We start from the raw sequence: 24,424 nt of genomic DNA on the forward strand, positions 1-24,424 counted from the left end.
AATGATTGAGAATAATAAAACGGCGGGGAGATAAGCAGTATATCATACCAGACAATGCCGCCAAGGCTGATAGCGGCAGGCGGATAACAGGCTGCTTGATAACCGCCGCACGGCCTGCCGGCGCCCTGTCGCCCCGCCGGCAGGCTAATCTCCGCGACAAAATGGGCTGCCGGCTTTATAGCGCTAGCCAGGCGAATGCGGATATTGTGCAGCCTGATGACAGGCTGCTTGCCTTCGACCTGCCGTGACTGAGCCTGGCTCTCAAATCTGACAGAAGACGCCCTGCCGTGCCGCCGGCAGGCGCAATCTCCGCCACAAAATGGGCCGCCGGCTTTATGGCGCTAGCCAGGCGAATGCGGATATTGTGCAGCCTGATGACAGGCTGTTTGCCTTCGACCTGCCTTGACTGAGCCTGGCTCTCAAATCTGATAGAAGACGGAATAGCAGAAAATAGTGAACAGCAAAAAATAATTGGAAAATCGCCTCGATATATTTCGGGCGAATCCCTTCACACAGACACCCCGCCATCGCACAGATAGCGGGGCACTAAACTGTTTATAATATCAGACTTTGCAAATATTATTTAGTCAAACCGGCCAGACGCAGCCTGTCTGCTACAGCAAACTCAACCATTTTCGTCAGTTTTGCTGCTTCATTCATGCCGGCCATTTGCGCCAGTTTCAGCTTTTCCATACGGTTAAGCTCGGCCAAACGGAGTTTTTTCATTTTTTCGATTTCCGCCAGCTTCACTTCCTGCGCTTCCTTGACTTCGGCCGCAACAGTCAAAGCATGAATTTCAGCCAGAGCAGTATTCTTTTTGATTTCAGCCAAGCGCACAGCCTCAACCTTTTCAATCTCGGCTTCCACCACGATAGCTTCAATTTCTTTCAGCTTTTTGGCCTTTTCCGCCCGGGCAATACGCACAGCCTCGGCTTTAGCCAATTCTGCCGCTTCTTCCAGATTGGCAACGCGCTTGATCTCAGCAAGTCTTTTTGTTTCTGCCAGCTTGCGCATCTCCATATGTTCCAGTTCAGCCATTTTCATGGCTTCCATATGCTCCAGTTCGGCCATTTTCACAGCTTCCATACCGGCAATTTTGTCATAAGCCAACTCACTGAACCCGGCTACATCAGTCAAATGCAGCTTGCCTGCATTTTCAATTATTTCGGCAGCCTGTCCTTTAACATTACCATTACTAACATCAGCCATAATAATTTACCTTTCACATTTTATAGACATGATTGTCTATGGCTTGTTTATAGCATAAAATTACAAATGTGATATTATATGAATCATAAATATAATCCATATCCTAAAGTTTTCCACAGGCTTTTTATTTTTTGACAATGGGGGGAATATGGCGTCTGAAAAACAGCAAAGCTGCGGTGACTACGACCATACACAGGCCAAGCATGATAAAATATTCTGTCACACTGACAATGCCGCCAATATAAGCGGCAAAAATCGTCCCTGTCTTGCCGATAGAGGAAGCAATAGAAGAACCGGTAGCGCGAATATAAGTAGGGTAGAGATGAGCAAAAATCGCATAAAGCGGCACTTGAATACCATTATTAAACAAGCCGTATAAACCCAAAAAGGCCGACATTGGCAATAAATGCTCTTTCACATTAAATGTCAGCAGGGCAAAAACAGAGACCGCGCCGCCAATGGCAAAAACAACCATTACCTTGCGTGAGCCAAACCGCGCACAGGCCCAGGCACAGAGCAAGGCACCGATAAAACCGCCGGTGCTGAACCAGTAGGACATGGCGGTGCGCGCCGCCGCTTCACTGACACCTTCTGCCCCAAGCATGGCCGGCAGCCACATATAAACAGCATAAAGCCCGGCAATACCAAAAAAGGACACAATCCATATAGCGATTGTGTCATGCGCCAAACCGTTTTGAAACAAGGCTTTAATGCCGCCTTTTTGCGCTTTTGCCGCAGCTTCATCAGCCGCATCGGCGAAAACAGCCTTCTCCCCCGTTTCATGCCCCAAACGGCGCAGTAACAGGCGCAAAGCCGGCCATTTTTTCCTGCTCTGTGCCATAAAACGCGGGCTTTCAGGCAGAGCAAAAAATAAAATCACACATAAAACAAGCGGCAACAGGCCGCCAATATAAAAAGCATAGCGCCAGCCGCCCAAAGGCAGAGCAAGATTAAACAGGAAACCGGCCAAAATCGTGCCCAGAGCAATACAGACAATCGGCACGGTTACCGCCATTGTCCGATAACGCACCGGGGCAAATTCCGCTGCCGTGCTGGAGGCAACAGGCAACAGCCCGCCAAAGCTGAATCCGACAAAAAAGCGCAATATAATCAGCATAGTCATCGTCTGGCAGGCGCCGGTCACTATAGTAGCCAGACCGCATATTGGCAAAGTGAGCAGAATAACCGCGCGGCGGCCGATTTTATCGGCAATAAAACCGCTGACAAAAGCTCCTGAAGCCATGCCGATCATGGAAAAGGTGACCGCATATTTAAAAGCCTCACGCGGCAAATGCCAGTCATCGACCAGTTTGGGAATAGCCAGCCCCAATAAATTATTATTTACCGCTTCCAGCACAACAGCCAAAGCAATAGCAATAATAATAGCGACAATCAGCAACGAAAGGGGCGCATTATCCAGCGCTTCATCAATATTAAATTTATCTGCCTGGGTTGAAGCAGGCGCATTTTCCGGGTCTGACAGCATCATTACCCCCTTTTTAAAAACCGGCTGCTGCAAGCTATACTATATTATGCCGGCCAATACCCGGCGGCAAATTGCCGCTTGTTATTTTTCAACCTTTATATCACTCATATGGGTAATAAGACGCGCCACCAGGCCGTAATCCACCGCCTCTTTTGCCGACATCCACAAATCACGATCAATATCAGCCAGCACTTTGACTACAGATTGCCCGGTTTCACGGGCAATAATAGCGGCCAGCCTTTCCCGCATTTTAATAATTTCAGTAGCCTGAATTTCAATATCGCTGACACTGCCGCCAATCCCGCCCGAAGGTTCATGCAAGAGAAAACGGGTATTTTCCAGACACAGGCGCCGCGCTTTCGGCACAGCCAGGAAAATAATGGCGCCGGCGCTTGCTACCCAGCCGGAGCCAATCATATAAACAGGCGCCGGAATAAATTTTATCATATCATGAATCAAATCACCCGATTCGACATGACCGCCGGGAGAGGAAACGACAATATAAATCGGCTCATGTGATTCCTGCGCCAGGGCAACAAGCTGTGCCACCACGGTTTTTGCCATTTTATCTTCAATCTGGCCGACAATAAAAACAAAACGCGAGCGGAACAAATTTTCTTCCATACGCGCCGAACCAGGCTGTGCCGCTTCATTATTTTCTGATTTTTTGTCGCTTTGCATTATCTGCATTATATGTTCCATTTTTGTTTGCCCGGTTCTGCGGTAGCACAGCCAGGCCAAAACTGCAAGCAAACCGCTTATACGGTGCAGCAGCGGCCGGGCAGGCTCTATGGCAGCCAATTCCCCTTATCGCGGCAGAACGCGCCAAAAAGCCGACAAACAATGCCGCCTCTTGACTATTTGCTCTCCATAATGGGGCAATGACACTAAAAGCTCAAATATCAGAGCAGACAAACTGCATGACGAATCACTATAGAAGTAAATTTCAGGAGAGTTTTTTTAAACCGGTTTCAGCCGCAAGCACAGATTGATGAAACAGGCGCGCACCTTCAGCCTTGTCGGTTTTAATTTTTGCTTCCATAATTTTACCGGCAGCGGCAACGGCTTTATCTACAGCCGCAGAGCGAATCAAGGCGACTGCCTCTGTTTCTGCCCGTGCAATTCTCTGCTCGGCCATTTTATTGCGGCGCACAATATATTCTTCTGTTTTCTGCTTCATATCGGCGATAATAATTTCTGCCTGCCGGCGGGCTGAAGCGATAATTTCAGCGGCCTCCTGCTCGGAAGCAAAACGCTTCTTCTGATATTCGGCCAAAAGCTGTTGTGCCTCTTCACGCAGATGACGCGCTTCTTCCAGCTCCTGCGCAATGCGCTCTGCCCTTTTATTCAAAGCGCCTTTCACCATTGCCGGCACATGATAATAAGCCAGAATAAGAAAAAAGAGAATAAGAGCAATCAAAGCCCAAAAACTATTCGTCATCATAAAGCAGCACTCCCTGTGCCGCCCGCCGCAGCTATTGCCTGGGCAAGGGCCGTTTTATCAGCTTTTTTACCGCTTATTTTCTGCACAATATCAGCGGCAATCTCGCCGGCAATAATATCCACTTCGGTCAAAGCCTTATTACGACAGGCTGCAACATGCTCTTCCGCCTTGGCCAGTTTCTCTTCCAGCCCGGTTTCAAAAGCCTTACGCTCGGCTTCGGCTTTGGTTTTAGCGTCTTCCGCCGTCATATGGGCAATAGTCTTTGCCTGATTGCGCGCTTCGCTCAAATTTTTCTGATAGGCCTCGGCCGCCGCGTCAGCCTCAGTTTTCATACGGGCAGACTGATCCAGATCAGCGGCAATCCGATCACGCCGCGTTTCAATTATTTCGCCAATACGCGGCAAAACCACGCGCGCCATGAAAAAATAAAAAAAACCGAAACAGACAGCCAGCCACAAAATATGTGAGGCAAAATAAGTTGTATCAAAAGGCGGGAAAACCCCTTTTTGCTGCGTATTATGCGCCGTATTCACCTGTAATGCCGATACTGATCGCGATTCAAGAGCAGGAGAAGACACAGTTTCTTTCCCCTTTGACAGCGGCATTTTTGCTGCTGTCTGCCCCTTGGCACCGGCTTCCTTTTGCATGCCCTGCCCGGCGAAATTACTTTGCGCCGCGGCCCCCGCCGATTGCGTTTCTGAGGATTTCTGCACCGGGCTATTAGCAATGGTCACATTCGCGCCGCTTTTCTGCTCCGGCCCCGCACTTGCCGCCAATAAAGCAGAAGCAGCCGAAGAATCCCCCCCGGCATGATTTTCCGCATAAATTTGCGCTTTAGTAACCGACATAGCTATTTTTCAAACCCCGAATCAGACAGGCCTCAAATTAGACAGGCTCGCTGCAAAATCCGCTGTCAAAGCAGGCCCTGTGAGATACAATAGCCGACCCAAAAGGATTCAGAGGCAACACCCAATATTTACCCCTGGCTGCCTTTAGCCGGCAAAGAGCTTTTAATGCCGTTTTTTAAACAGCAAAGAGCAGGAGCAAAGCAATAAGCAGAGAAAAAATGCCTAAAGCCTCGGTTACGGCAAAGCCAAAAATCAAGCGGCCAAACTGCCCGTCTGCTGCCGAAGGATTGCGCAAGGCACCTGATAAATAGCTGCCGAAAATATTGCCCAGACCAATAGCAGCCAGCCCCATGCCGAAACAGGACAAACCGGCACCTATATATTTCGCGGCTTCAACTTCCATAATATTCTCCTTTAAACCAGGACAGGCCGGCTGACAAAACCTATCCGGTTTTCACCGCCTGACTCACCTCAATCTGCCACAATCTCTTTATAAAGGCGGCAAACCTAAAAGACAATGCGCTTTTATTTTCTGCCGTGCTTTGCCCGCATTATATCTAACCGCGCCGCTTTCAACATCAAACAGCACCCATATGCCTTAATGCGCCGGGTGAATGGCATCGCTCAAATAAATGCACGTCAAAACAGCAAAAACATAGGCCTGCAAAAAGGCAACCAAAACTTCCAGCGCTGTCAGAGCGACTGTCATAATCAAGGGCAATACGGCACCGCCAATCCCCAAAGGCCCTAAGGTCGCCAGCGAAACAATAAAGCCGGCAAATACTTTCAGAGTAATATGGCCGGCCAGCATATTGGCAAAAAGACGAACGGAAAGGCTGACAGGACGCGACAGAAAAGAGATAAATTCAATAAGGGAAACCAGGGGTAAAAGCACAAGCGGAACGCCGCCGGGCACAAAAATCCGCAAAAAACGGAAACCGTTTTTGATAATGCCGTAAATCACAACAGTCATAATAACCAGCATGGATAGAGCAAAAGTGACAATAATTTGCGCCGTAACCGTGTAAAAATAGGGGAAAAGACCAAGACAATTCGCCATAAGGATAAAAATAAACAGGGAAAAAACCAGCGGGAAAAAGCGCATGGCCTGCGCGCCGGCCGATTCGCGCAAAGTGCGCGCCACAAATTCATAACAAATTTCCGATACAGACTGCATGGGTGTAGGCACAAGCCGCCGCCCTGATGAAGTCAGAAGCAAAAAAAGCGAGGAAATAATAACCGTAGCCGCCATAAACAGCGAAACATTGGTGAAAGAAATATCAACACCGCCAACAGATACCGGCACCAGGCGCAAAACTCCGAATTGGTGAATAGGATCAACAGAATCTGACACTTCCAACCTCATAGTGATGAAGGCATATCGACCCGGCAGGGCACAAAGCCGCAGCGCCCGGCCCAAAAGCGAGCATAACAGAGCGGGCAAAAAGCGCATAGAGCAAATTCAGCATATCCCGCCCTGATTTTGCCTTAAACTGTGCTCTATTTTCATAAAAGCAATAAAGTGTTAATGCAATCTTTATTTTTTCGGCGCCGGCAGATTTCACCCTTTTAAGCAGATTTTACGCAGGATTTACGGCTGTTTTCTTTTTTCAAAAGGCGTGGAGCGCCCCAGTGAGCGCAAAATATTCATTACCCCGGCGGCAAAACCAAGCAGCAGCAAAACCAGCAGCCCCCATGGCGAAATGCCTGCCAATTTGTCCACTATCAGCCCCAGAACACCGCCGACCAGAATGGCAGATAAAAAATCTGCGGAAAGGCGGAACCCCATGGCCAGAGCAGATTGACCGCTATCGCCGCGGCTTTGTTTTCCCATAAAAGGCATTGCCGGTGCGGCTTGCGCCGTTTTTTTCGATAATTTTTCGGCCAAAGCTTTGCGGCGCGCAGTTAAACCCGCCTCATTTTCCGCGCTTTTATTTTTCGCTTTATCAGCCATATTTAAAGGCCTTTCACCCTTTTTGCCCAAGGCAGACGGGAGGTTTATGCCGCCCTTTATTTCAGCTCCAGCCGCCGCCTCTGGTGCGGTAAAATATATGGCTGCCTATTTTTTGCATTTTATCCATTAAACCGGCCCAATAAGGGTGCACATAAACGGCGTGATAATGGGTGGCAGAACCAATATCGGCCAGCCATATCTGCCCGGCAGAGACTGCCTTGGCCACAGCTTCGGCAATATGCCAGGGGCGCAGCTCGGTTACGCGGTGTTTTCTGCCGTCACAGGCAAAGGAAAACTGGCAGCGATTATACCAGTTGACATTTTGATAAACCACACCGCAAACACTATCGGGATAAGCAGGGTTACGCACACGATTCAACACTATTTGGGCAATGGCGGCCTGCCCTTTGAAGGATTCGCTGCGCGCTTCAAAATAAACCGCTTCAGCAAGGCATTTCTGCTGTTTTGGCTCAAAGACTGAAGCCGGTAAAGGCTGAGCTGCCCAGGAATGGTCTTTTTTACCAATAGGCGGGATAAAACGGCCAGTATCTTTTTTATTATTATCCGTCAAAATACTGTCAAAAGGCGATTCCCGCAGCGGATCGGCAGGAATGGCAGCATAGCCCAGTGCCAGAATATCCGGTTTGTCATTATTAACCAGCGTGGCCAGCATTTGCGGCACCGGCAAAACCGGCTTTGCCTTTTGCTGCGGCGCGGGGACAAAACCCATTGCTGTTTGCACAGCCGCTTTATTGGAGCGTGCCGGCATAAAACGCACAGCATAGGCCTGGCCGGCGCCGCTCTTTAACACATTTGTAAAACCGGCGGCAGCAGAATCCTGCGCCAAAGCCGCATAATGCCGGTCATAATTAACAAGCTGCGGGCGGCGGTTTGCGCGCCGCGCCAGAACAGAATGACTCTTGGCACCGCTATTCAGCCTGTCTTCCCGCTGTGCCCGGCCCGGCGAAAAAGCCGCCTCTGCCGCATTTTTGGCAGGAGTAATATCCAGCACCGGCGCATCGGCCGCCATTTCGGCGCTATTATTGTAGGCAAGCGTAGATAAAGCCGGCAGGCTCGCCAATATTGTGACATTGGCGGGGGCAGATAAAGGTATGTTCTGCTGCACGGCAGAGAGGAAAAAAACAGAAAAGCCAAAGCTCAAAACAAGCGGCAGCCCGATTTTTTTTTGGCGGCGGCGCTTGCAACAGATTGGCACCGCATAATAACGCCCCTCCGGCAAATAATAAGTATCAGCAATTTTACCGGGAAAGGCGGGAGAAAAATCTGCCGAAAAGCGCTGCAACAGTTTTTTGAAAACCGACTTACGCAAAACATACTCCACCGGAAAGGCAGGCAAAACCGGGATAAAGACAAAGCCGGCGCCAAAAGCTTGCAATATTTCTCTCGCTGCCACCATAGAACGGCAAAATTTATTTAAAGTTAATGGCCTGCCGCAACCGGCAGTTGCACGCCGAATATTGGCAAAAATTTCGCAAGACAGGTAAAATGCAGCCGGAAAAATAAAGAGTAAAAAGGGGTAAAAGATAGAATATCAGGCAAGGCGCAAAAGCACCGCCGGAAAAATAATAAGCAACAGATCAAGAAAATGAGAAAAAGCAGCACCGGCGTATCACCGCCGGGAGAAAAGTCTTAGTGTTTTCTGGCGCGGCCGGCAAAAGGATTTTCTGCCTTTTTCAGCGCCAGTCGCACCGGCACGCCCGGCATGTCAAAATCCTTGCGCAGCCTGTTGACAATATAACGCAAATAAGAATGCGGCATGGCATCAGGGCGGGAGCAGGAAAGCATAAAACCGGGCGGACGCATTTTCACTTGCGTGATATATTTTACTTTCAGCCGGCGGCCGGCCACAGCCGGCGGCGGGTGATTGGCGGTCAAACCGGCAAGCCAGCGGTTAAGACGCCCGGTGGGCAGGCGGCGATTCCAGATTTTATGGACAAATTCCACATTTTCCATCAATTTCTCAAGCCCCTGCCCATAAGCGCCGGAGACAGGCACAGCCCGCACCCCGCTTATTTGCGGCAAAAGCCGCGCGCATTGCTCATAAAACCCGGCCAGTATTTGCTGACGGTTTTCTATTTTATCCCATTTGTTAAAGGCGATAACCGGCGCCCGCCCTTCCCGCACCACCAGATCGACAATTTGCAAATCCTGCTTTTCAAACGGCGCGGTCGCATCTATGACTATAATAACCGCTTCAGCAAAACGAATAGCGCGCAAAGTCTCTGCCACAGAGAGCTTTTCCAGCTTTTCACTAATGCGCGCCTTGCGGCGCAGACCGGCTGTATCAAATAATTTTACCTTACGCCCGCGCCACTGCCAGTCAACACTGATAGAATCGCGCGTCAAGCCGGCTTCCGGCCCGGTCAACAGCCGCTCTTCCCCCAATAATGTATTGATAAGGGTAGATTTCCCCGCATTGGGGCGGCCGATAATAGCAATACGCAAAGGCTTGCCGGTATCATAAGCCGGTTCTTCTTCCTCGCTTTCTTCATTTTCTTCCAGTTCAGCTTTATCGGCGCTTATAATATCTTCACCGATAAGCGCCGTTTCCTGCCCGGCACGGCGTTCTTCTTCCTCAACCCGGCCTTGCGCGCGCAGGCGCTCCTCCCCCACTGCCTGCGCCACAGCATCACGCAAATCGGCAAGGCCAAGGCCATGCTCGGCCGAAATGGCGCAAGGCTCGCCGAAACCTGACTGCCAGGCTTCATAAAAACCGGCCGGCAAAGCGCGCCCCTCAGCCTTATTAGCCACCAGCACCACCGGCTTGCCCGATTTGCGGATTAAAGCGGCAAATTCCATATCGGCCGGTGTCAGGCCGATTTTGGCGTCAAATAAAAACAGCAAAACATCAGCGCTTTCAATCGCCTGCCGCGTTTGCGCCCGCATACGCCCGGCCAGGCTGGAGGCCTCGCCTTTTTCCAATCCGGCCGTATCCACCACATTAAAACGCAAATCCTGCAGGCGGGCCGCATGCACCCGCCGGTCACGTGTGACCCCCGGCCTGTCATCAACCAGTGCCAGTTTTTGCCCGACCAAACGGTTAAACAAAGTGGATTTGCCGACATTAGGGCGCCCAATCAGCGCGACAGTAAAAGCCATGGCCGCTCGCCCTATTTTGCCGGATTTGCAGCCGCCGGCGCCGATAATTGCGGCTTTGCCGCAGCAGCGGCAGGTGCCGCACCCGCACCCGCTCTGCCTGCCGGCGGCACAGTATCATCGCTTTCGCTGCCGATAAGGGCTATCATCATGGCCGCCCGTTCGGCAAAGGCAGAGCCGACACTCTCTTTATCGCTGTAATTGCGGTTAAAATAATAAGCGGCCTGTTGCAAATTGCCCGCTTTCCACGCTGAGAGCCCCAAAGCCTCACGCGCTGCCAGCCGCATAGGATTAACATCATTGGCCAGAGCTTTCACCCGCTGTTCCACTTCAGCAAAACTGCCATTATCCACCAGGAGCCAGGCAGCGCGCACCAGCGCCGCCTCTCGCCACGGCTGCGGCAAATGAGCCTCAGCAGCCAAAGCGTCAAAGGCTTTAACCGCGCCCCGGCTGTCACCCTTTTGCGCCAGCAGCGCGGCCGCGCGGAAACGCGCCAATAGCGGATAACCGCCAAAGCCGCTTTTTTCAACTGCCGCCAGGGCGGCAAAAGCAGCGGCCTGCGGGCCGGCCTCTGCCAGTTTGAGCGCTTTATTATAGGCATCGCCCATATTTTCTGCCTCACGCAGAGTATAATAAGAATAGACCTGCACCCCGGCAGTAATAAGAATAATCGCAGCAGCACCGGCGAGGATAAACGGCTTGAGCAGACGCCAGAGACGCCCCAGATTTTCCTGCCTTATATCTTCATTCACTTCACGGATAAAGCTGTCATTATCAAGTGCCATAATAATCCTGCACAAGCCCTATGGGCGGTAAATTGCCGAATACAGTCAAACTTGTAAAGCAAATTGCCGCTGCTGCCAAGCCCATTACCCCGCAGCGGCAGTCTTTATCAGTAAAATTACGCAATTTCCGTGCCGGGATTGCCCTTACCGGCCGGCAGCCGCCAACAAGGTTCTACGATAGAGCAAACCATAGCCAAGCCCCAGCACAGCAGAAAAAGCTGAGCCGCATAACACCCCTGAAACAGCAAGGGATAAAGCGCTTTTATCGGCAAAAGCCAGCATAGAGACAAAAATCGCCATGGTAAAGCCGATACCGGCCAATAGACCCACCAGCACCATGCCGCGCCAGCCGACAGCGGGCGGCAAACGGCACAGACCGCTTTTAACTGCCAGAAAACTTGCCAATAAAACGCCGAGCGGCTTGCCAAGCCACAGCCCGCCGGCCACACCAGGGAAAATAAAGGCTGAGCCGGCGGCAGAAAAATTTATATCTCCCAGATTTATGCCGGCATTGACAAAGGCAAAAAGCGGCATAATGCCGAAAATTACCCAGAAATGCAGCGCTTTTTGCAGCCGCCTGACCGGTGATAAGCCATTGCCGGCCGGCTTTTGCCTTACAGCCGGTGCCGGCGCGGTTTTTTCTGCCTTTATTGTGCCGGATTTTGTCACTTTGCCGCTTTTCTCTTTATGCGTTGCCGGGGCGCTGGCAAGCGGCGCGACAGGAGTCAATAAACCGAGAATAATGCCGGCCAATGAGGGGTGAATACCTGTTTGCCACAGGCCGAACCATAAAATTACAGCGGCAGAAGCGTAAAGCAAAAGGGAAGAAAAACCCAGAAATTGCAGCAGCATAACAGCCATAATAGCAGCAATGACCAGAGCGGCACCGGGCGCATTCAAACCGCCGGAATAGAAAAGGGCGATAATCAGCACGGCAATAATATCGTCAATAACGGCCAGGGCCAGCAAAATAATGCGTAATTCGGCCGGGATAATTTTGCCCAGCAGCGCCAGAACACCGACAGCAAAAGCAATATCTGTGGCAGTCGGCACCGCCCAGCCATGCGCAAAAGCTGTTTGCGCATTAAAAGCCGAATAAAGCAACGCCGGCAGACAAACGCCGCCAATAGCGGCAATAATCGGCAAAACCGCCTGTTTTAACTCAGATAAAACGCCATTATGAATCTCCTGCCGAATTTCCGCCCCAACAGACAGGAAAAATAGTGTCATCAGCCCGTCATTAACCAGAAAAGACACGTCAAACCGCCACAGCCGGGAGCCGGCAAAAGGCAGCAGAGGCATATGCAAAAAACTTTCATATAATGCCCGCAAGGGAGAATTGGCCAGCGACAGCGCCGCACCGGCAGCGATGAGCAAAAACACTCCGCCTGTTGCTTCCTGCTGTAGCCAATAGCGCCATTTTGCCCTTACCGCGCCACCAGCCCGCCGGACAGCATAGAGCCAATGCGCTGCGGTAAAACAAGCCATAATTCAGCCTCTCAGATTTCAACGCCGGGCTTCCATTATCGGTAACATTTATTGCGGCGGCAAGTGCCGGCGGCTTACCGCCGCTATTCTATCAGCGGCGCCGAATCTGTTCTGTCTGCCGTTAATTTCAGCCTGGACAGCAAAGCCGGCAAATCATCTTGCGCCGATAAAATATCGCTCAATTTCAGCCCCTCCGGCTGCGGCGCGCTCATGCTAATGCGAATAGTGCCGGAATCGGCAATAAAAGCGCCAAAAACATCAGAGAAATTTTGTGCTTCCCGGCTGTTTTTTAACAAAAGCGGCGGGCTTTTAACGGCAATATCATGCAAATCTGTCTGCAATTCTTCGGCAGAAATATTTATCTCCTGTGTCCCCCATTGCACCAGACTATGGATAAAGCCGCTATCCTGCAGGCGGATTTCCATATTGGCTATAGCGGCTTTATTCAAAATTGCGTCTACCGATTCTGCTTTTCCGGCAAAAAAACTTTCAGGAATATCCAAAAATTTACCCTGCAGCTCAAAGCCGCCAATACCGCGCCCGCTAAAAGCCAGGCGCCGGATATTTAAGGAAGAATCGGCAGCCTCCCAGGCCATATCGCCCAGCAATGAAAATTGCAGATCCTGACGCCCTGTTTCCTGCAAGGCGCTGAGCAAGGCACTATCAGTCGGCCCCGGTCTATAAACAAGGTCTTTTACCTTGACATAAAAATTATACGGAATAAGCTGCTCCCAATGATCGGCCGTCAAGGCAAAAGCCGCAAGACTAAGCTTGAAATCCACCGGCAAATGCAGCGCCGGCCGGCCGGCCGACGGCTCTTCGGCCTGCTCTTCATCAAGAATTTCGCGGACAGTTTTTTGTTTGTCATCGCCTGCCGCCGGCGCCGGTGCTGCGGCAGCAATCCCGGCCAGGGCCTCCCTGCCCGGCGTCACTTCTGCCGACACATTTCGCATTTCAATATTAACAGCAGCAATATCGGCCAAAATCCGCCGCAAATTATGCAGCACCAACTGTTTTTTTGCCGCTGCCGCCTCAGCCCCGGCGGCAGGAGAAATCCGGATAATAAAATCTGCCGGCGCCATAGGCCTTTTCAGAGCAAAGCCGTTGCTGCCAAACTCTCCCGCGGTCACATGAACCGAGCCGAATTTTTCATCTTCTGCCCGCACGGCAATATTATGCAGCCGAATTTTACCGACAAGCCGGCGCGCTTCAACGGGAAGCGGCAGTGCGGCGGCATTTTTTGCCGCCGGCGGCGGCAGCAGGTTTTTTGTCAAAGCATAAAGCGCCGCAATATCCAGATTTTCAGCCAGAAAAGCGCCGCTCTGCACAGTAGATTGCCTGTTATTCTGCCCATTGGCAGCCTGAGCAGCCCCGTTTTGCCCGGCTGCTGCCTTGTCACCCGCTGCCTGCTTTTGTTCACTGGCCGGTAAAACCGCGCCGGATTCCATAGAATCATAAGCAAGCCCGGCAATTTTCCCCCGCGCCAGACCGCTTAAAACAAAATTATCGATTACTGTTTCCAGTTTTACCCTTTCAGGCGCGGCAGCATTGTTCTGCCCTGCTTCCGGCACCACAGCAAGCCGGATTTTATCGGCATAGAGGCGCCGCACCGCCAAACGCTTCAGCATTTGCAGACTATGCGAAACAATAGCCTGATCTTTATCTTCAACCGCAAGCCCGCTAAACCGCAATTCGGGCACAGCCAGGCGCACCCCGCCCTTTTCCAGCCGCAAATTATAGAGCACACCATTGCTGCCCAGCCATGTCTGCCCCAAAAAATGCAAAGGCGGGCGGGCAGAAACCTCATCAATGCGCACCATACCGCCGGCCGGCAGCGGCATGGCAATATTGCGCATATGCACAGTGCCGAACAGGCTCATATCCATATTTTGTGCTTCCACGCCATATTTGCGCATTTCCGCCTGCGCCAGCAGCATCAATTTCGGCTTGAGCAGCGAAAAAATTATCGCCAGGGCAAGCGCCAGAATAATAACAAGCCCCAGAGCGTAACACAGTGCCCGCACAATAAATTTTTTGAGCTGCAAGCCGAAAGCCGATTCCATTTATGCCTGTTCCTTACTCGTAAAATGTGGAACCTCCTCCCCCAATGGTCAAAGCCGAAGGGGTAAGGCTTTGCTCCCGGCCCATTATTATTGTCTCAATAGCCGTAACCCTGCTGCCCGCTGTTTTGCCCTTAAAATGGAACAAAAACAAGTGAAAAACAAGCAAGCCGGCCAGGCTCTCTTATAATTTTCAACATAAATGCCGCCGCCAGACAGCAGGAAGCGCAAACCGCCGGAACACACTGCCAATGCGCTTCGCCCGCCGGCCAGGGGCTGTTCCTTTGATTTTTCATGCAATTTTATAATGACGCGGCCTCTCGCCCAAAAGCGGCCGGCCGCCATCTGCAACGGCCGCCGGCAGCTTTTTGGGGAACAGCTTTATATAAGTGACGCAGTTCCTGTCCAAAAAGTCTGCAACGGCCACTAGTGGCTTTTGGAGAACAGCTTTATATATCATAACAGCAATGCAGGCCGAATAGCCAATCCAGATACAAATAAGGGAATATTTATGACACTGCCGCAAATTTTGTCACTGGCCATTCTCGGCCTGTTAATGCTTTTCCTGATATGGGGCAAATTTCGCTATGATATTGTGGCGGCTCTGGCTTTGCTGGCTTCAGTGGCGGTTGGCACGGTCTCCCCGGCAGCGGCTTTTTCAGGCTTTGGCAATGATATTGTCATTATTGTTGCCTCGGCTTTACTGGCCAGCGCCGGGGTGGCGCGCTCCGGCCTGATGGAAAATATTGTCAATCGCATTTTCCCTAATACCGGCTCAACCTCTCTGCAACTTGCTTTTCTGGTGATAATGGTCACTATTTTATCTGCTTTTGTCAAAAATATCGGCGCGCTGGCAATGATGCTGCCCATTGCCTTTCAATTTGCCCGCCGCTCCAATACTTCGCCTTCCCTGTTTTTAATGCCTATGTCTTTTGGCGCGCTAATGGGCGGCATGTGCACGCAAATCGGCACTTCACCCAATATTGTGGTATCGCAAATCCGCGAAAAAATGACCGGCCAGCCCTTCACTATGTTTGATTATGCCCCGGTCGGGCTGGCAGTGGCGGCGATCGGCATTATCTATCTTGTTTTCTTCTATCGCCTCTTGCCGCAAAGGCGCAAAAGCGCCGTGCCGAATAATGAGCATCTGGCTCTTCACGCTTATGTAGCAGAGGCCCGGATCCCCGCCGCCTCACCCATTATCGGCAAAAGGGTGACCGATTTGACAGCCGGCGCCAATGGCGAAGTGCGCGTGGTCAAACTTATCCGCAACACCAATAATAAAATCTCGCCTTTGCCGGATACAATCCTGGCTGAGGGCGATATTATCCTGCTGGAAGGCTCCCCGAAAGCGCTGGATAATGTCACCAATTCTGCTCGCCTGTTATTGACAACCGAGCGCCATTTGCTCGCCGCTGATGAAAAAACCGGCGAAACAGATACAATAGAGGCGGTTATTACCGAATCTTCGCCGCTTATCGGCCTTTCTGCCCAAAATCTGGATTTATTTGACCGTCATAAAATCAATATGCTGGCAATAAGCCGCCCGCATGGCCGCATTCGCTCACGCCTGGGGGAGACAGTATTTCATACGGGCGATGTTATTGTGCTGCAAGGCGGTGAAAATATTTTGCCCGGCCTCCTCGCTGATTTGCGCTGCCTGCCGCTGGCGCGCCGCCCCATTATGCTGGGCAGTTTGCGGCGCGGGCTGGTGCCTTTTATCATTCTGGCTATTGCCATTACCGCCACAGCCTTGCAGCTGCTTTCTGTATCGGTGGCATTTTTTAGTGCCGCTGTGGCGATGATTGTCTTTCGCATTATCCCCGGGCGAGAAATTTATCAGGCGCTTGACGGCCAGATTCTGGTGATGCTGGCGGCTCTTATCCCGGTAAGCGAAGCCCTGAGCACCACAGGCTGCGCCGGTTTTCTGGGTGGAAAACTGGCCGATTTTGCCGGCACATTGCCGGCGGCCGGCGCCCTGGGGCTGATATTGATTGCCGCCATGCTGGTCACGCCGTTTTTAAACAATGCGGCAACGGTTATGGCTATGGCCCCCATTGCTTCCAGCTTTGCCGCCTCATTGCATTATCGGCCTGAGGCGTTTTTAATGGCCACTGCCATTGGCGCTGCCAGCGATTTTTTAAGCCCGGTCGGTCATCAATGCAATTTACTGGTTATGGGGCCGGGCGGCTATCATTTTGCCGATTATCCCAAATTCGGCTTGCCCCTGTCGCTGCTGGTGATTATTGTCAGCGTTCCAATGTTATTGCTGATATGGCCATTACGATGATAAATCTTTCCTCGGTTAAAGCGTATTTACAGCAGGCTTTGCTGCAAGTAAAAGCAAGCTGGGGCGACACTTTGTGCGGCGGCCTGGCAGCCGCACTGGCCTGGTTTGTTTCGCAGGATCTTTTTGGTCACACCAACCCGCTTTTTGCCTCTATGGCGGCGCTGGTCTGCCTTTCTCCGGGGCTGGCCAATCACGGCAAACAGGCCTTTTATCTGCTTATCGGTGTCTCCACCGGTGTATTGGTGGGGGAATTTGCCATGCTCTTCCCCCCTGTGCCGGTTTTTATTCGTATCGGCCTCGTGGCTTTTATTGCCTCGCTCCTTGCCGCCTCTTACGCTATTGTTCCGGTGCTGATTATTCAATCCGGCATGGCGGCAATAATGGTATTTGCCATGGGGCCGCAGGTAGCCGGCTTCTCCCGTCTGGCTGATGTGGCTCTTGGTGCCGGGATAGGCCTTGTTTTCAGCCAGGTTCTGTTTACGCCCAATCCGCTGAAATCGCTCTCTGTTTCAGCGGAATTGCTGTTCCATGATCTGGCCGGTATTTTTGATATGGCAGCCGCCGCGCTGGAATCGCGCGATATGGCGCTGGCCCGGCAGGCTCTGCATAATTGCAGCCGGGTTCACGGCGCGCTGATAACGCTGGTGGGCAATGTCAATGCCGCGCAGGAAAATACTTTATGGTCGCTGCGCGGTTTTATATCCTCACGGCAGGTAAACAGCCTGGGCGAACATTATAAACGCGCCGCTATCCGCCTTTATGCTTCCAGCCTGTTACTGTGTGAAGCGCTGCTGGCCGGTTTGAAAAAACAGCATAGTGAGGCAGCGCCGGCATGGTTTGCAACATCGCTCGCTATCAATGCGGAAAATTGCCGTTTGCTGGCAGGAGAAATTAAAGACGGCAATTTTATCCGTCAGGAGCGCAGCCACCGCGGTGAAGTGCCGCTGGGCTGGGCTGATTGTGCCAACAGCCTGCAACTGGTAGAAAATACGCTTGCCCGCTTTTATAAAAGCAAATCGCGCCGCTCGCGGCTGGAGGCTTTTCACAAAAGACGGCTTATCCACGCTGCCCGGCAAAAAATGCAGGCCGGCAAAACCGGGCAGGCCTGACACAAGCAGATTCCTGCCTTTTCCGCCGGCGCGCTATCACATTTTTTTACAAAAGATAAGAATTCGCTATTATAAATTCGGCTTTGCCTTGTTTTTTGCTAAAGCTACGCTAATTTTTCAGCTAAAGGGGCGCCGCTTTTCATGCGTGTTTTGCGCGTTTTTGGAAAATGGCTCTTACAACCAAAAATCTCATAACCGGAATTTAAGAGAAGCGGAGAAGAAAATGGAATCCATTATTTCCCTTATTATACAGCTTGTCTCAGGCGGTATTGGCGGCAATATTGCCGGTATTGCCAAAAGGCTCAGCCTCGGCTCGGCGGGCAATTCCATTGTCGGTGCTATTGGCGGCCTCCTGGCCGGGCAGGGTTTTAGCCATATGCTCACCGATACGGCACAGGGTATGATGAGCGGTTATCTCGGCCAGGCTGTCAGCAGCGGTGTAGCCGGCATTATTTTAACCGCCATTATCGGCTTTATCCGCAATTTGCTGGCGCGAAAATAAATCTTCCTTCTTTTGGCCTGAAGCTCTTAAAAGGGGACGCATGGGTTTAATGCGCCTCCTTTTAAGTGTGTAATCATATATAAATACAATATTTATTGTTATTAACTTCCCTCTCCCCGCTGTTTTAAACGGCCTTTCCCTTTAAAGTGACAATAATATCAGGTTCAAGGGATTTTTTGATGACGCAGAATCGGCCTTATACGCTTTTTCAGGAAGATTGCCGCCGTGGCCTGCCGAGATTAGCGGCAAATTCCGTTGATTTTATTGTGACCGATCCGCCTTATTTCATTGACGGCATGGGCGATGACTGGAATGATGCGCGGCTGAAACATAAAACGGCGAAAGCCGGTATTATTGGTGGCTTGCCGGTAGGTATGAAATTTGACCGCAGGCAGGGGGAGCGCTTGCAGGCTTTTATGCAGCCATTGGCGGCAGAATTTTTGCGCGTGCTGAAACCGGGCGGCTTCTGTATTGTGTTTTCACAAGGGCGGCTTTATCACCGTGTCGCCCAGGCCTTGGATAATGCCGGCTTTGAAATACGCGATATGCTGGGCTGGAAATATGAAGGGCAAGCCAAAGCTTTTTCACCCAATCACTTTATCCGCAAAGATAAAAGCCTGTCTGCCCGTGACAAGGCAAAATTGATTGCCGAGCTAAAAGGACTAAAGACACCGCAATTAAAGCCGCAAATTGAGCCAATGAGTTTGGCGCAAAAGCCGCGGGAAGGCACATTTGTTGAGAACTGGCAAAAATACGGTGTCGGCCTGCTGGATACGCGTGAGAGCCTGGACGGCCGCTTTCCCGGCAATATTATGGAAGTTTCCAAACAGGGGAAGAATAGCGATAAAATTGACCATATGACGGTTAAGCCTGTTGCGCTTATTGCCCATTTAATCAAATTATTCACCCGCCCGGGACAGACAGTGCTTGACCCTTTTGCCGGCAGCGGCAGCCACGGCGCGGCAGCGCTGCAAACCGGGCGCCGTTTTATCGGCTTTGAAATAGAGCCGCGTTATTGCCGCTTTGCTGAAAATAGATTACAAAAATACGCTGGCCTTGAGACGCCGGCCATCGCCGAAAAGCAGCGGCAAAGCCCGGCAACAGTAAAGCAAAACCGGGCAGAAAGCTTTTCGGAAGCGTTATTTGCTGCCTAAAAAGGCCAGAATTTTGGCGCGCATTTCTTTTGTTATTCTTTTGAGGAAATCCATGACCATACGCAAACCATCTGCCGTTGCGGCAATGCCGGTAACGCGCCCGGTTTTATCATATATCCAGCGGTCTCTATCTGCCCGGTTGCATATTTGGCATTGCGGGATAATATTTCCTGGCGCCAGAGGCTTGCTATTATCCATATGGCCTTGCTGCAACTGGACGGTCACGCCGCGTCTATAACGGTGCGGCTGCCCTTCCTTCGATCCGCAGGTAGCGCAGCAATAGTCATAATGCTTCTTGAGCGCGGCAAAATCCCCTGCATAGCCGGCGCGGCGGTCACCGATAAAAGCGGGATACAGCTCTTCCAGTTGGTAATGATTAGCCGCTATTTCTTTATTGCCGCGCGTGCCGGAAAGAATATTGAAGCCTTTTTGCGCCGCCAAATGCCGCGCCTGCTGCACATCATTGGCTCCGGGATAGTAGAGATTGATAAAAGCGGTTAAATCCGTTTTGGAAATCGGCTTTGTGGCAGGGTAACCCTCCGCCAATTTCACCAGAACCAGCGCGTCACGCGTCCACTGCCCCGCTTTACGCAAATTCGGCAGCTTAATGCCGTATTACTTAAGGTACTTTTCATGCTTTGCTGCAATCAGCGCATCCCCCGCCTCTATTTCACTATCCGCCAGCTTTTTCATAAAACCCGCTATTTATAGCCATATTCATCATGCTGAGGAAACAGAGTGACAAAACAATGATTATTACCACGCATATTAAGATTATTATCAAGCACACTAAGACCTTTAATTTTCCGCGGCTTTCCCGCTTTATCGGTTTCAAGGGAAAGCGTAATATCAAGAGTTAAATCTATTTCTGTCTCTCCCTCTGTTTCATCGCCCGCCGGTATATAAAGTTTATCTTCACTATCCCATACCAGACTATCATAGTCTGTATAGCGATAATAAACATTTGCCCGCGCCGTTAGAGTCAATTCAGCACGAATTAAACTACCTTCATGGAATACAGACATTTCAGGATTATCTTGCGGAAATTCCACAGCAGAAAAATTATTTATATATATTCGCTGGTGCTCAGCCGGTAGACTGTCATCAAATAAGTCTGCACCGCTTAATGCTGTGTCCAAACTATCCTTTATGGCGTCTGTATGTTTTGTTAGAAAAGCAAAAACCTCTTTCTCCCGTGGGAATCTATCTCTTTCTGCTTTTAACCCAAGCTTGCTAAACAGCTCTGAAAAAGTCTCAACCACAGAAATATGCGGACAGCTTTTGACATAATTATTATCAAAATCTTTATCCTTAGATACAAGGATAAGAGGATTATCCCTTGTTGCTTGCGCTTTGAGCGTTTCAAAATTAAAGGCATCAGGAAACTGCTCTTTTTTTGCCTCAGAAGAGAAAAAACCTTCTCCTTTCGCGTAAGCGCTGAAAATCAGAGCAGGCGATAGAGCTGCACCATCAAGAAACTGCGCCTTTAAATTCGACGCACAAACTCCCTTGAAATAATCATTATAACGCGTTTTGAGCGCTTCTTTTAGCGCAGATTTCTTGCAATCAGACAAAAGCGCCCCTGTGAGCCTCTTATAGGCATAGCGAAAATCGAGCTCACACAAAGGCCTCAATTTATCCAATTCACGAGAGACCAAATGTTTAACAACTTCGTGAAAAGTCATCTCCGTCATCAAAATAGAAATTTTATTAGTTTTTATAATTTCGAATAAAAACTGGAAATCAGTATTATCAGTAATGCTTGCCCTTAACAGAAAGATAAGTATTACTATCCAGAAAAACTTGCATAAGCACAAAACTCCCCTATCAGCCACCTCTGCCCTATTCCCACTCAATGGTGCCGGGGGGTTTAGAGGTAATATCGTAGACGACACGGTTAATGCCGCGCACTTCATTGGTAATGCGGGTGGAAACACGCGCCAGAAATTCCATATTATAGGGGTAAAAATCGGCCGTCATGCCGTCAACCGAAGTCACCGCCCGCAAGGCGCAGACATATTCATAAGTGCGGCCGTCACCCATAACGCCGACTGTCTGCACCGGCAGCAGCACCGCAAAAGCCTGCCAGATTGTATCATAAAGCCCGGCCTGGCGGATTTCGTCCAGATAAACAGCGTCTGCCGCCCGTAAAATCGCCAGCTTCTCTGCCGTTACCGCGCCCGGGCAGCGAATGGCCAGGCCAGGCCCGGGGAAAGGGTGGCGGTTGATAAAATCTGCCGGCAGGCCCAGCACCCGCCCCAAAGCCCGCACCTCATCTTTAAATAATTCGCGCAGCGGCTCCACCAGTTGCATGTTCATGCGCTCCGGCAGGCCGCCGACATTATGATGGCTTTTAATTGTCACTGAAGGCCCGCCGGTAAAAGAAACGCTTTCAATCACATCGGGATAAAGTGTGCCTTGCGCCAGGAATTCTGCCCCGCCCAGCTTCCTGGCTTCCCGCTCAAAGGTTTCCACGAACAGCCGGCCGATAATTTTACGCTTTTGCTCCGGGTCGCTCACCCCAGCCAGCGCCGTTAAAAACAGCTCGGCCGCATCAACATGCACCAGCTTAATGTGATAATGCTCGCGAAACATGGCCACAACTTCCGCCGCTTCCCCTTCGCGCATCAAGCCGTGATCCACCAGAATGCAGGTCAGATTATCGCCAATAGCCGCATGAATCAGCAGCGCTGCAACGGAAGAATCCACCCCGCCGGAAAGACCGCAAATCACTTTGCCCTTGCCCACCTGGCGGCGAATGGCTGCTACTGCCTGCTCTTCATAAGCGGCCATGCTCCAGCCGCCTTTTAAGCCGGCAATATTGCGGACAAAATTGCGCAAAAGCCGAGCGCCGTCCGGCGTATGCACGGCTTCAGGGTGGAACTGCACCGCGTAAAAGCGGCGTTTTTCATCGGCAATAGCGGCAAAAGGCGCGCCCTCTGAAATGGCGATAACGCTAAAACCGGCAGGAACAGCCGCCACCCGGTCGCCATGGCTCATCAAGACTTGCGGCGCGTCACCTTTGGCCCAGACACCGGCAAAAAGCGGGCTGTCTTTTACCACCTTCAGGAAAGCGCGACCAAATTCCCGCTTATCGGCCGCTTCCACCGCGCCGCCAAGCTGGGCGCACATTGTTTGCTCACCATAGCAAATGCCCAGCACGGGAATGCCGGCCTCAAACACTGCTTTTGGTGCGCGCGGGCTGCCAATATCGATAGTGGAGTGCGGGCTGCCGGAAAGAATAACCGCTTTGGGCGCAAGCCGGGCAAAAGCCGCTTCTGCTGCCTGAAACGGCACAATTTCTGAATAAACGCCGGCTTCACGCACACGGCGGGCGATAAGCCGGGTTAGCTGGCTGCCGAAATCAATAATCAGAACTGTATCAGAGTGCGTATCATTCATGTGCAGGATTTAAGGAATTTTGGCACAAAAGGCAAGATAATTCTCACCCCGCGCCCGCTGAACTGCCGGCCACCCCTGCCCTTATCTGTTACGCCGCCGCTTTTGCCAGCACGGCGACAAAAAAACCGTCTGTCGCTGTCTGCCGCGGCGATAGTAACAGACCGTAAGGAGTAAAATGCGGCAAAATTTTATCACGCCGCCGCGGCTCTGCCCCACCTCCCCCCGGCGGCAAGGCGGCTCCTGAGCCAAATGCTATAGCGGCAGCCCAGCGGGCGCGCATATTTACCGGTTTGAAATTGCTGTTCCGGCGCAAAAAATGGCGGATTTGCGCGTCATTTTCCTCATATAATAAAGAGCAGGTAACATAAACCAGCCGCCCGCCCGGCCTGACAAAATCAGCGCCGGCGGCCAGCACCTGCCGCTGCTCAGCCAGCTTTTGCGCCAGTATTTCCGGGGTCAGGCGCCATTTGGCATCGGGGAAGCGGCGCCATGTGCCGCTGCCGGTGCAGGGCGCGTCCAGCAGCACGCAATCCATAGTGCCGGTCGGCAGAGCAAGCCGGCGTGATTCGTTGCAAACCTGCACATTACGCACGCCGGCGCGGCTTAAGCGGGCAAAAATCGGCGCCAGACGCGCTTTATCGCGGTCATGAGCATAAATCTGACCGCTATTTTGCATCTCCGCCGCCAGCGCCAAAACCTTGCCGCCGCCGCCGGCACAATAATCCAGCACTTGCTCTCCCGGCCGGGCAGCACACAGGTGCGCCGCCATTTGCGAGCCGCAATCCTGCACCTCAAACCAGCCCTGTTGAAAAGCCGGCTCAAGCTGAAGATTGGGGTGGCGCCCGACACCGGAAGGCGCAGCGATACGCAAGGCCCACGGCGTAAGCGCCACCGGCACCGAGCCAAAAGGTGCAAGCCGCTCCTGCACCTGTTGCCGCTCAGCCTTCAGGCTGTTAACCCGCAAATCCAGCGGCGCGCGCTCACTGAGCGCCTGCCCTTCCGCCACCCAATCCGCGCCCGGAATTTTGGCAAAAGAAGCAGCGCACCATTGCGGTATATCAGCTTGCACTGCCGGTGGCGCAGATTTTATAGCACCGCCGGCCCAGGCCTGCTTTTGCGCCGCTGTCAAAGGCGGCGGCGCAAATTTATCGCCGGAAAGCAGCCGCTCCAGAGCGGGTATATTATAAGCGCCTTGCGCCAGTAAAGCGGCATAAGCCAGCGCCTGCGGCTTATTGTCGCCCATTTTGTAACTCAGCGAATTACGCCGGCGCAAGGCATCATAAACAATATTGCCGATAAAAGCACGATCTTTGGCTCCGGCAAAGCGGTGCCCTGCCGCCCAGTCTTTTAAAATTTCAGCCATTGGCTGCCTGCTTATTTCAGCCGCCGCTAAAATTTCAGTTACTGCTTGTAAAACGCCACCTAAACGCATTGTTTCTACCTTGCGCATTAAAATACATTATGATATTCCCCTTACATCAAAACTTATGCTGCTGTAAAATAACATAAGAAGCAGAGAAAAACTTATGCCTTACCTCACCTTTACTTATCGGGGGGGGGGGGGGGGGGCAGCCAG

The 24,424-nt window shown here is 51.5% G+C and carries 21 protein-coding genes; 4 read left to right on the forward strand and 17 right to left on the reverse strand.

The annotated features are described in order from the left end of the window. Positions 1–579: 579 nt before the first annotated feature. The 13 genes from DPQ22_RS04840 to DPQ22_RS04900 form a co-directional block, all read right to left on the reverse strand. Complete coding sequence (locus DPQ22_RS04840) at positions 580–1,209, reverse strand: hypothetical protein (RefSeq protein ID WP_150213674.1); 630 nt, start codon at positions 1,207–1,209, stop codon at positions 580–582. 124 nt (positions 1,210–1,333) lie between these two features. Further along, the gene (locus DPQ22_RS04845) at positions 1,334–2,698 is read right to left on the reverse strand and encodes an MFS transporter (protein WP_150213677.1); all 1,365 of its coding nucleotides are present in this window, start codon (positions 2,696–2,698) and stop codon (positions 1,334–1,336) included. Positions 2,699–2,776: 78 nt separating this feature from the next. After that, positions 2,777–3,397 carry an ATP-dependent Clp protease proteolytic subunit gene (locus DPQ22_RS04850; RefSeq protein ID WP_425305151.1) on the reverse strand — a complete coding sequence of 207 codons (621 nt, stop codon included), beginning with the start codon at positions 3,395–3,397 and terminating at the stop codon, positions 2,777–2,779. A 244-nt stretch (positions 3,398–3,641) separates the two neighbouring features. Then, positions 3,642–4,136, reverse strand: a complete 495-nt coding sequence (locus DPQ22_RS04855; RefSeq protein ID WP_150213732.1) for an ATP F0F1 synthase subunit B — start codon at positions 4,134–4,136, stop codon at positions 3,642–3,644. Continuing rightward, on the reverse strand, positions 4,136–4,987 hold the full coding sequence (locus tag DPQ22_RS04860) for a F0F1 ATP synthase subunit B (protein ID WP_246681491.1): 852 nt from the start codon (positions 4,985–4,987) through the stop codon (positions 4,136–4,138). Before DPQ22_RS04860 ends, DPQ22_RS04855 begins: the two co-directional genes overlap by 1 nt. A gap of 175 nt (positions 4,988–5,162) precedes the next feature. Beyond that, on the reverse strand, positions 5,163–5,390 hold the full coding sequence (locus DPQ22_RS04865; protein ID WP_150213679.1) for a F0F1 ATP synthase subunit C: 228 nt from the start codon (positions 5,388–5,390) through the stop codon (positions 5,163–5,165). 195 nt (positions 5,391–5,585) lie between these two features. After that, positions 5,586–6,353: a F0F1 ATP synthase subunit A gene (locus tag DPQ22_RS04870; protein ID WP_150213681.1), complete on the reverse strand. Its 768-nt coding sequence runs from the start codon at positions 6,351–6,353 to the stop codon at positions 5,586–5,588. Between the two features lie 225 nt (positions 6,354–6,578). Next, entirely contained in the window at positions 6,579–6,941 is a 363-nt protein-coding gene (locus DPQ22_RS04875; RefSeq protein ID WP_246681492.1) for an AtpZ/AtpI family protein, read from the reverse strand. Positions 6,942–7,002: 61 nt separating this feature from the next. Next, a complete protein-coding gene (locus tag DPQ22_RS04880) occupies positions 7,003–8,358 on the reverse strand; it encodes a cell wall hydrolase (RefSeq protein ID WP_246681493.1) in 1,356 nt (451 codons plus the stop codon). A 233-nt stretch (positions 8,359–8,591) separates the two neighbouring features. After that, positions 8,592–10,061 carry a ribosome biogenesis GTPase Der gene (gene der, locus DPQ22_RS04885; RefSeq protein ID WP_150213683.1) on the reverse strand — a complete coding sequence of 490 codons (1,470 nt, stop codon included), beginning with the start codon at positions 10,059–10,061 and terminating at the stop codon, positions 8,592–8,594. Between the two features lie 11 nt (positions 10,062–10,072). After that, entirely contained in the window at positions 10,073–10,843 is a 771-nt protein-coding gene (locus tag DPQ22_RS04890) for a tetratricopeptide repeat protein (RefSeq protein WP_150213685.1), read from the reverse strand. 144 nt (positions 10,844–10,987) lie between these two features. Beyond that, entirely contained in the window at positions 10,988–12,331 is a 1,344-nt protein-coding gene (gene nhaA / locus DPQ22_RS04895; protein WP_150213687.1) for a Na+/H+ antiporter NhaA, read from the reverse strand. Between the two features lie 83 nt (positions 12,332–12,414). Then, positions 12,415–14,394, reverse strand: a complete 1,980-nt coding sequence (locus DPQ22_RS04900) for a hypothetical protein (RefSeq protein ID WP_150213689.1) — start codon at positions 14,392–14,394, stop codon at positions 12,415–12,417. Between the two features lie 508 nt (positions 14,395–14,902). Between DPQ22_RS04900 and DPQ22_RS04905 the strand changes: the two genes are divergently transcribed. The 4 genes from DPQ22_RS04905 to DPQ22_RS04920 all read left to right on the forward strand — a co-directional run bounded on the left by DPQ22_RS04905 (position 14,903) and on the right by DPQ22_RS04920 (position 19,446). Further along, positions 14,903–16,681, forward strand: coding sequence for an SLC13 family permease (locus DPQ22_RS04905; RefSeq protein ID WP_150213691.1), 1,779 nt, complete (start codon positions 14,903–14,905; stop codon positions 16,679–16,681). Further along, positions 16,666–17,790: an FUSC family protein gene (locus DPQ22_RS04910; RefSeq protein WP_246681494.1), complete on the forward strand. Its 1,125-nt coding sequence runs from the start codon at positions 16,666–16,668 to the stop codon at positions 17,788–17,790. Before DPQ22_RS04905 ends, DPQ22_RS04910 begins: the two co-directional genes overlap by 16 nt. 223 nt (positions 17,791–18,013) lie before the next feature. After that, positions 18,014–18,292, forward strand: coding sequence for a hypothetical protein (locus DPQ22_RS04915; protein WP_150213693.1), 279 nt, complete (start codon positions 18,014–18,016; stop codon positions 18,290–18,292). Between the two features lie 179 nt (positions 18,293–18,471). After that, entirely contained in the window at positions 18,472–19,446 is a 975-nt protein-coding gene (locus tag DPQ22_RS04920; RefSeq protein WP_150213695.1) for a DNA-methyltransferase, read from the forward strand. Here DPQ22_RS04920 and DPQ22_RS04925 read toward each other — a convergent pair. The 4 genes from DPQ22_RS04925 to DPQ22_RS04940 form a co-directional block, all read right to left on the reverse strand. Further along, positions 19,432–20,040, reverse strand: coding sequence for a hypothetical protein (locus DPQ22_RS04925; RefSeq protein ID WP_150213697.1), 609 nt, complete (start codon positions 20,038–20,040; stop codon positions 19,432–19,434). The two genes, DPQ22_RS04920 and DPQ22_RS04925, sit on opposite strands and share 15 nt — an antisense overlap. A gap of 107 nt (positions 20,041–20,147) precedes the next feature. Beyond that, positions 20,148–21,281 carry a PIN domain-containing protein gene (locus tag DPQ22_RS04930; protein WP_150213699.1) on the reverse strand — a complete coding sequence of 378 codons (1,134 nt, stop codon included), beginning with the start codon at positions 21,279–21,281 and terminating at the stop codon, positions 20,148–20,150. A gap of 7 nt (positions 21,282–21,288) precedes the next feature. Beyond that, complete coding sequence (gene guaA / locus DPQ22_RS04935) at positions 21,289–22,848, reverse strand: glutamine-hydrolyzing GMP synthase (protein ID WP_150213701.1); 1,560 nt, start codon at positions 22,846–22,848, stop codon at positions 21,289–21,291. An 88-nt stretch (positions 22,849–22,936) separates the two neighbouring features. Next, positions 22,937–24,280 carry an RsmB/NOP family class I SAM-dependent RNA methyltransferase gene (locus tag DPQ22_RS04940; RefSeq protein WP_150213703.1) on the reverse strand — a complete coding sequence of 448 codons (1,344 nt, stop codon included), beginning with the start codon at positions 24,278–24,280 and terminating at the stop codon, positions 22,937–22,939. Between the last annotated feature and the right edge of the window lie 144 nt (positions 24,281–24,424).

Origin of the sequence: Candidatus Tokpelaia sp. (assembly GCF_008636115.1) — a bacterium.
Lineage (GTDB): Bacteria > Pseudomonadota > Alphaproteobacteria > Rhizobiales > Rhizobiaceae > QLZD01.

Bases quoted from the DNA above. Each gene is read 5' to 3' on its own strand.
- DPQ22_RS04920 (WP_150213695.1), top strand. From the start codon at position 18,472: ATGACGCAGAATCGGCCTTATACGCTTTTTCAGGAAGATTGCCGCCGT.
- DPQ22_RS04915 (WP_150213693.1), top strand. From the start codon at position 18,014: ATGGAATCCATTATTTCCCTTATTATACAGCTTGTCTCAGGCGGTATT.
- DPQ22_RS04905 (WP_150213691.1), top strand. From the start codon at position 14,903: ATGACACTGCCGCAAATTTTGTCACTGGCCATTCTCGGCCTGTTAATG.
- DPQ22_RS04890 (WP_150213685.1), bottom strand. From the start codon at position 10,843: ATGGCACTTGATAATGACAGCTTTATCCGTGAAGTGAATGAAGATATA.
- DPQ22_RS04845 (WP_150213677.1), bottom strand. From the start codon at position 2,698: ATGATGCTGTCAGACCCGGAAAATGCGCCTGCTTCAACCCAGGCAGAT.
- DPQ22_RS04860 (WP_246681491.1), bottom strand. From the start codon at position 4,987: ATGTCGGTTACTAAAGCGCAAATTTATGCGGAAAATCATGCCGGGGGG.
- DPQ22_RS04855 (WP_150213732.1), bottom strand. From the start codon at position 4,136: ATGACGAATAGTTTTTGGGCTTTGATTGCTCTTATTCTCTTTTTTCTT.
- DPQ22_RS04940 (WP_150213703.1), bottom strand. From the start codon at position 24,280: ATGCGTTTAGGTGGCGTTTTACAAGCAGTAACTGAAATTTTAGCGGCG.
- DPQ22_RS04840 (WP_150213674.1), bottom strand. From the start codon at position 1,209: ATGGCTGATGTTAGTAATGGTAATGTTAAAGGACAGGCTGCCGAAATA.
- DPQ22_RS04880 (WP_246681493.1), bottom strand. From the start codon at position 8,358: ATGGTGGCAGCGAGAGAAATATTGCAAGCTTTTGGCGCCGGCTTTGTC.
- guaA (WP_150213701.1), bottom strand. From the start codon at position 22,848: ATGAATGATACGCACTCTGATACAGTTCTGATTATTGATTTCGGCAGC.
- DPQ22_RS04910 (WP_246681494.1), top strand. From the start codon at position 16,666: ATGGCCATTACGATGATAAATCTTTCCTCGGTTAAAGCGTATTTACAG.
- der (WP_150213683.1), bottom strand. From the start codon at position 10,061: ATGGCTTTTACTGTCGCGCTGATTGGGCGCCCTAATGTCGGCAAATCC.
- DPQ22_RS04870 (WP_150213681.1), bottom strand. From the start codon at position 6,353: ATGAGGTTGGAAGTGTCAGATTCTGTTGATCCTATTCACCAATTCGGA.
- DPQ22_RS04875 (WP_246681492.1), bottom strand. From the start codon at position 6,941: ATGGCTGATAAAGCGAAAAATAAAAGCGCGGAAAATGAGGCGGGTTTA.
- DPQ22_RS04900 (WP_150213689.1), bottom strand. From the start codon at position 14,394: ATGGAATCGGCTTTCGGCTTGCAGCTCAAAAAATTTATTGTGCGGGCA.
- DPQ22_RS04865 (WP_150213679.1), bottom strand. From the start codon at position 5,390: ATGGAAGTTGAAGCCGCGAAATATATAGGTGCCGGTTTGTCCTGTTTC.
- DPQ22_RS04850 (WP_425305151.1), bottom strand. From the start codon at position 3,397: ATGGAACATATAATGCAGATAATGCAAAGCGACAAAAAATCAGAAAAT.
- nhaA (WP_150213687.1), bottom strand. From the start codon at position 12,331: ATGGCTTGTTTTACCGCAGCGCATTGGCTCTATGCTGTCCGGCGGGCT.